The organism is Pseudoalteromonas sp. SR45-5, from assembly GCF_014163565.1.
GTDB lineage: Bacteria > Pseudomonadota > Gammaproteobacteria > Enterobacterales > Alteromonadaceae > Pseudoalteromonas > Pseudoalteromonas distincta.
On record NZ_JACJDN010000144.1, the window covers coordinates 1 to 7,548 of the forward strand.

The following is a 7,548-nucleotide window of genomic DNA, read 5'->3' on the forward strand; positions in this document are numbered from 1 at the left end:
TGATGTATATAATCTCACGCATAAGAAAAACTAATTCTAAGCTTGGTTATTATGTCAAGACGGGTACCTCCATTAAACGCATTAAAAGCCTTTGAAGCGGCTGCACGCCATTTAAGTTTTACAAAAGCTGCAGAAGAGCTTTATGTAACGCAGGCGGCAGTAAGTCATCAAATAAAAACACTTGAAGAGCATTTAGGGCTGAAGTTGTTTTTACGTAAAAACCGCTCTTTATTGTTAACTGAAGAAGGCCAAGGCTATTTTTTAGATATTAAAGAGATTTTTACTCAGCTTATTGATGCAACTGAAAAGCTATTAGCTCGTGGCGCTAAGGGCTCACTAACGGTAAGCCTAACCCCTAGTTTTGCTATTCAGTGGTTAGTGCCTCGTTTGAGTTTGTTTAATGAGTTACATCCAGAGATAGACGTGCGAATAAAAGCACAAGACCAAGATGAAAACTCACTCACGGATGACGTAGATATTGCTATTTATTATGGAAGGGGTCATTGGAATGGCGTACAAGCGTACAAGCTTCATACCGAATATTTAGTACCACTTTGTAGTCCTATGTTATTAAGCGGGTTAAAGCCGCTTGATCAACCTAGTGATTTAGCGCATCACACACTATTACACGACACTACACGTAAAAACTGGAAAACGTGGATGAAAACCGCAGGCGTGCGTAACATCCAGGTAAATCAAGGGCCTATATTTAGCCACTCCTCTATGGTGTTACAAGCAGCTGTACATGGACAAGGTGTGGCAATCGGCAATAGTGTATTAGCTAAACCCGACATAGACGCAGGGCGTTTGGTAATTCCGTTTAATCATAGCCTAGAGAGTAAAAATGCGTATTACTTAGTGCTTCGTGAGTCGCAAACAGAGCTTGGTAAAATAGTTTCGTTTAAAGAGTGGATGCTGAGCTTAGTAGAGCATGAGCAAGAACATGAGTATTAATAATGATTGAATGGTTTAAAAGCACGGAGCAACCTGCAATAGCACAGTTTATATTTGCACATGGCGCAGGTGCTGGTAGCGATTCTGACTTTATGCAGCACATGGCAAAATTAATAAGCGAGCAGGGGGTTGATGTTGGTTTATTTGATTTTGAATATATGCAAATCGCTAAACAAACTAATAAACGCAGGCCTCCTGAGCGAGCACCAAAGTTACTTATTTATTATGAACGAGTGCTAACGAATGCGCAGCCAGATTTACCGTTGTTTATAGGCGGTAAATCGATGGGCGGTCGCATGGCATCAATGCTTGCATGTAGTACAGAGCAAAGCCTTTCAGGTGTTATAGCATTTGGTTATCCATTTCATCCGCCGGGTAAGCCAGAAAAATTACGCACCGATCATTTTGCTGATATTGTTTGCCCTTTTCTAGTATTACAGGGCGAGCGAGATACATTTGGTACACGTGAAGAACTTCTTACTATGAAAATGCCAAAGCAGCCTTTGTTTACTTGGCTGAGTGATGGCGATCACTCATTAAAACCACGTAAAAAAAGTGGCGTAACTGAACTACAAAATAGAGAAACAGCAGCGTTAAGTGCTGTTGAATTTATTAAGCAACAAATTGAGATACGTTAAGACTCGAGCAGGGGGTTAGATGATTAAATTATTTTTAATGACCGGTAGTATTTTTTGTATGCTTTCGGTGATGTTAGGTGCATTTGCTGCCCATGGTTTAAAAAGCCGCTTATCGGAGTATTCATTAGGCGTTTTTAAAACGGCTGCTGAGTATCAAATGGTACATGGACTTGCACTTATTGCGGTGGCTATTTTAATTAAATGGGGCATAAACCTGAGTTGGGCTGGTGGCTTTTTTATAATGGGCACACTACTTTTTAGTGGTAGTTTATATTTACTCGCTCTAACAGGAATGAAGTGGCTTGGGCCTATAACACCGCTTGGTGGGTTGTGCTTTATTATTGGTTGGATTGTTATTTTAGTGCAAGTTGCACGATTTAAGTTTTAAAGAGTTTAAGGGTTAATATGTCTAGTGTTGTGATTTTTTGTCGTAGTGGTTTTGAAAACGATGCCGCTGCTGAAATAACGTTTCATGCTGCAGAGCAAGGTTTTGCAGGGTATGTAAAAGCAAAACCAAATACAGGTTATGTTGTTTACGAATGTTTTGAAGCGCATCACAGCGATGAAATAATCAAAAAAGTTGATTTTAAAAACATGGTGTTTGCACGTCAATGGTTTGCCGGCACATTACTTGAAAACATGCCAGTAGAGGACCGTGTGAGCGCAGTAGTTGAAGCTGCTAAAGATTTTACATTGTGCTCAGAACTGCGCGTTGAAACGCCAGACACAAACGAAGGCAAAGAGCTTTTAACGTTCTGTAAAAAAATCTCAACACCGCTTAAAAAAGCCCTCGAAAAACAAAATACTGTACTACGTGAGCCAAAAGCAAATCGCCCAGTAATGCATGTCATGTTTTTAACAAACAATACGGCTTATGTTGGTTACTCGTATAGCTTTAATAATTCTCCATTTTTCATGGGTATTTTGCGCCTTCGTATGCCAAGCGATGCACCGAGTCGCTCAACGTTAAAACTCGATGAAGCATTTAACGTATTTATACCTGAGCAACAACGCGAGTCACGCGTAGCTGCTGGTATGCGCAGTGTTGATTTAGGTGCATGCCCAGGTGGTTGGACTTATCAGCTTGTACGCCGTGGTATGTTTGTAAGTGCGGTTGATAACGGCCCAATGAATGACGATTTAATGCAAACTGGGCAAGTTAAACATTTTAGAGCCGACGGTTTTAAATATCGCCCAGAAAAAAGAAATATTACTTGGTTAGTGTGCGATATGGTGGAAAAACCGACCAAAGTGACTACGCTAATGATTGACTGGGCAGTAAATGCATACGCAAAAGAGTTTATATTTAACTTAAAGCTGCCTATGAAAAAACGCTTTGATAGTGTTTATGAATGTCTTTTGATGATCAGAAAAGAGCTTGAGAAACAAGGTATCAATTACGAGTTGCAAGCTAAACATCTATATCATGATCGTGAGGAAATAACCGTTCATTTAAACGTTACTAAGGTGCCACAAAATTTGTATAGTTAATATGTAGAGGCTAAAAGTGGTAAAAAACAATATTAATAAATGGCTAAGTTTACTTTTTTTATCACTTTTAATCACAGGCTGTGGCGGGGGAGGCGAAAGTAGTGATACAACTACGGCCCCTGGTAACGCTGCGCCCAGTGTTACGCTTTCGGTTAGCAGTAACGTTATTACTTCTAATCAATCATTTACTATTACAGCGCTTGCAAGTGATAGCGACGGACAAATTGCCAGCTATCAATGGCAACAACTTAGCGGGCCTGAGTTTACGTTTACCTCTAACGGTAACACGCTTACAGCCACTGCACCTAGTGTAACAACCGATACGACCTTTAGCTTTTCGGTTACAGTTACTGACAACTCAGGTGCTACTGCACAACAAGTTTTTTCAGGCACTATCACCTCTCAAAATAATGCTCCTACAGTTAATATAACAGGCCCAAGTAGTGCACTTGCCAGCACACAAGTTAGTTTAGTTGCTAACGCTCAAGATACAGATGGCACTATAAGTAATATTAATTGGATTCAGTCTGCTGGGGACAATGTTGAGTTTTCACAAACTGATGGAGTCCTTAGTTTTACCGCCCCTAATGTATCTGAAAATACAACACTAGGTTTTAGCGTAACCGTAACTGACAATGCAGGTAAAAGCGCTCAAGCGAGTAAAACGGTTTTAATTAATCAAGTAAATAGCGCGCCAACAGTCATTGTTACAGGCCCTGAAGAAGCTGAAAAAGGTGACAGTGTAACCTTAGTTGCAGATGCACAAGACAGCGATGGTAGTATTAATAGCATAACTTGGCAGCAAATAAGTGGTCCTGTAGTTGAACTTACTCAAACACAAACAAGCATTAGTTTTAATGCGCCCACTGTTGCACAAAATACCAATGTTACATTTGTGGTTACTGTAACCGATGACGATAACGCTACAAATAGCGCTCAAAAAACAGTTGTAGTATTAGCACCAAACAATCCACCAACTGCAGATGATGTAAGTATTAGCGTGCAATATAATCAAGCCACAGAATTTAGTTTAGTAGTTAGCGATGCTGATAACGATACGGTTCAGATTGATTTTGGTGATGATTTAAATGGTGCACAAATTAGTGTTATTGATGCACAAGCCTTACTTTTTAGCTACACGCCTCCTGCAAACAGTATTACTTCACAAAGCTATACGTTAACTGCGTCTGATTCAAAAGACACAACCGAATTTACACTGAATATTACGGTGGTTGATTCAACGCCCGCTACAATTAGTAATGTAACACCCCAAAGTAATAATGACCCAGTTCTTGTAGATAGCCCTGTTAGTATTACATTTTCAGATATTATGCTAACGAGCACTTTAGCAGTTAATTCTAGTAGTGGTGTTTGTACAGGAAGCGTACAAGTGTCGGCAGATAATTTTACTACTTGCTTGGCCTTAAATATTGAAAGTTTGTCGGGTACTACTAGTGACACAAGTACTTATTTTCATACTGTAAATGTAAGCGCAAGCTTTAATGAAGATACCCAATATATTGTCCGTGTTACAGCTGATTTAACTAATTTTGATGATACGGCCATTGAAACGCAAACCGCTACTTCTTTTACTACCTCTAGCCAAGATATAAAAATAACTGAAGTTTCTTCTGTGCAATTTAGTAACGACTTACCTTGGATTGAAATTTATAACGGCACAGGGGCTGCTGTAAACTTACAGAGTTATTCGCTTAAAACCCGCAGTATTAATATGATTAATAGCTCGACTAGTGCGCAGACAACTTTTTCACTGCCCAATAAAGAGCTTGAAAATGGTGAGTACCTTATTTTACAAAGCAAGTTTGGAGATGATTTTTTAGTCAGTGCATCAGTTAACAACCCTAAAATAGCGCTTGTGGGTAATGCTAGTGATGAAATTAGACCTTATTGGTACATAAACGGTTTTGTAGAATTACTTAATAGTGCAGGTACACAAACAATCGACTTTGTAAAATTTGGTAACTCAGTACAAGAACCAGTAACGCCATCACAATGGCAAGGTGGTAACGCAGAGCAAATCATCTCCGAGCAAGGAGGCAGCTTAAAGCGCGAGCTTAATGCGACAGACACTAATCAAAGTACTGATTGGAGTTATTCTGTGTTTAACACACCCGCTGGGCCAAACAATATAAATTGCACAATAGATGATGATGAGGATGGTATTCCTGATTGCGCTGAGCAACAGGGTACAACATTCGCGGGTTTACCACTTTATGAGTGGGGGGCGCGTACCTCACAAAAAGATATATTTATTGAAGTTGATTATATGGACAGCAGTGATGTAGGTATTACTCCACATCGAATCGCACTTGAAAAAGTAGCCACTGTTTTTGCAGAAAAAGGCTATACAGTCCACTTTGACGTAGGTGATTTGTTTGATCAAAATACAAATACAGCACCGCAAAACTTTGATTTAGGTGGCGGAAATCTTGTCCCTTTTAATAGCTATACCCCGTTTGAATACGATTTAAGTAGCCCTAATTTATTTGCTTATAAAATGGAATATAGCGATATAACTCGCAGGCCCATTTTCCATTATTTATTAATGGCAAGTAGTGGTAACGAAGACGGTAGTATTAGTGGTTCGGGTATTGCTGAGATAAGCGGTAATGATTTAATGGTAACTATGGGGGGCTGGGGTTTAACGCTTGATACGCAAGTAGCAACCAATGTAACTTATAATTATCAAGCATCAACAATATTTCATGAGTTAGGTCATAACTTAGGTTTATACCATGGCGGTGATGAAGAAGTTAATTTTAAGCCTAACCACCTCAGCTCCATGAATTATTTATATCAATTAGCGGGTTTATCAACAATAGGTAATAACGAAGGCGATCGCTACTATGAGCGTTTTTACCCAGGCAATGCTAGTTGCGATATTGCACCAAATACTAATAGTCATTTAGGCTCTACGGATGATTTTATTATTGATTATTCAAATGGTAGTTCAGCAGATTTAAATGAAAGCACCATACTTGAAATACAGGGGTTAAATAGAAATAGCTCACTACCAGTTGATTTTAATTGTAATGCAATTAATACCGAAAGCTTAACCAGCTTTGATACTAACCAAGATAATACAATATCAATACTGAGTGATGTAGATGAGTGGAGCATGCTTAATTTACAGTTTTATATGCAAAGTGCAGGTAATCGATTTGGCGTGCCAAATACAAATAACAGTAAGGTGCATAATTTACAAAGCTCGCCTGCTAATATTGAAACGCTGCCCAGTTATATAAAAGAAGCACAGCCAAGTAGTGCAATTATTGCTGAGTTAAAAGCAATTAAAGAGCAATAGTATGAAGCCAATGCTAAGCACTAAGTTTATTATCTCGAGTAGTTTTTTTAGCTTACTAATAGCGTGTAGCGATACTAACAATGCACGTGAGTGGTTACTAAAAAATGATAATTTGTATTATAAAAATACAGCTGTTGACTGGCGAATTGAATCAGTAAAGGACTGTAATACATGCGTTATAAGCCAAGATGTTGTTTATCAGCCTGAAGGTATTAGTCGTTATAATACGTTAATGCAGAGTCAGAATTGGGTCGCGGTACATGAACTAAGTAAAATCAATGTCATTCGTTTAAAGATGCCAGACCAAACACCTTATTTATACGTAGAGCGTGTAAAAGGTCAAATACTAAAGCTGTTTGATCAGCAGCAAAACTACAGTATAAAAATTGGTGAAGTTACAGCCGTTAATATTAATAATCAGCGCTTTAGTATTTTGATTAAAAAATTTGAAGAAGTAGATAAACAAAGCGATGCATTACCAAGGCGTGCATCGCTTGAGTTTATTGCTTTAAAAATAGATTAAAAAAAGCACCTTAGGTGCTTTTTAATCTAGAATGCGGTGTCCTTCGAATATTGAAAAGTCAGCAATCTTTTAATTAACTGCGATATTTTGGACGATAGTTATCTACCCATAAACGTGTTGCACCGCACACTGCGACTGGCATAACTATTAAGTTTATAAAAGGGATAGCAGTTAACAACATAACAGCAAAACCAAATCCGTATGACAAACCTTGCTTAGATTTTAAATCGTCTTTCATTTGCTTAAAGTCAATTTTATGATTATCAAACGCATAGTCTTCGTATTGAACTGCGTACATCCAACAAGTAAATAACACCCATAGTATTTGACCAATGACCGGTAAAACCCATAACAATATAAAAAAGCCAATTGCGCGAGGAAGGTAGTAGCATAGTTTTGTCCACTCACGGGCAAGCATGCGAGGTATATCTTTAACTAGTTCGGCAAAGCCGTCATCGTTAATTTTTTGACCTGTTAGGTAAAGCTCAACTTTTTCACTCAAGAGCGCATTGAAAGGGGCTGCAATAAAATTAGTGATAACTGTAAAGAGCATACTATAGCTAAACAAAACAACTAATACAGCAATAGGCCACATTAGCCACTCTAACCAGCTTAAC

At 38.6% G+C, this 7,548-nt stretch carries 7 protein-coding genes; 6 read left to right on the forward strand and 1 reads right to left on the reverse strand.

The genetic code is table 11. The features are described from left to right. The first annotated feature begins 51 nt into the window (after positions 1-51). The 6 genes from H5072_RS07580 to H5072_RS07605 are packed head-to-tail and all read left to right on the forward strand — an operon-like array spanning position 52 to position 6,931. The gene (locus H5072_RS07580; protein ID WP_002958561.1) at positions 52-954 is read left to right on the forward strand and encodes a transcriptional regulator GcvA; all 903 of its coding nucleotides are present in this window, start codon (positions 52-54) and stop codon (positions 952-954) included. Positions 955-956: 2 nt separating this feature from the next. Further along, entirely contained in the window at positions 957-1,592 is a 636-nt protein-coding gene (locus H5072_RS07585; RefSeq protein ID WP_024605424.1) for an alpha/beta family hydrolase, read from the forward strand. A 19-nt stretch (positions 1,593-1,611) separates the two neighbouring features. Continuing rightward, positions 1,612-1,980: a DUF423 domain-containing protein gene (locus tag H5072_RS07590; RefSeq protein WP_024595287.1), complete on the forward strand. Its 369-nt coding sequence runs from the start codon at positions 1,612-1,614 to the stop codon at positions 1,978-1,980. Positions 1,981-1,997: 17 nt separating this feature from the next. Then, positions 1,998-3,083 (forward strand): 23S rRNA (cytidine(2498)-2'-O)-methyltransferase RlmM, encoded by a 1,086-nt coding sequence (gene rlmM, locus H5072_RS07595; protein ID WP_182693166.1) that lies wholly within the window; start codon positions 1,998-2,000, stop codon positions 3,081-3,083. Positions 3,084-3,099: 16 nt separating this feature from the next. Beyond that, positions 3,100-6,408 (forward strand): PKD domain-containing protein, encoded by a 3,309-nt coding sequence (locus H5072_RS07600; RefSeq protein WP_182693167.1) that lies wholly within the window; start codon positions 3,100-3,102, stop codon positions 6,406-6,408. A gap of 1 nt (position 6,409) precedes the next feature. After that, positions 6,410-6,931 (forward strand): hypothetical protein, encoded by a 522-nt coding sequence (locus H5072_RS07605; RefSeq protein ID WP_182693168.1) that lies wholly within the window; start codon positions 6,410-6,412, stop codon positions 6,929-6,931. A gap of 73 nt (positions 6,932-7,004) precedes the next feature. Here H5072_RS07605 and cysZ read toward each other — a convergent pair. Next, positions 7,005-7,548, reverse strand: a 544-nt coding sequence (gene cysZ / locus H5072_RS07610) for a sulfate transporter CysZ (RefSeq protein WP_182693169.1), incomplete at its 5' end; no start/stop codon positions are given.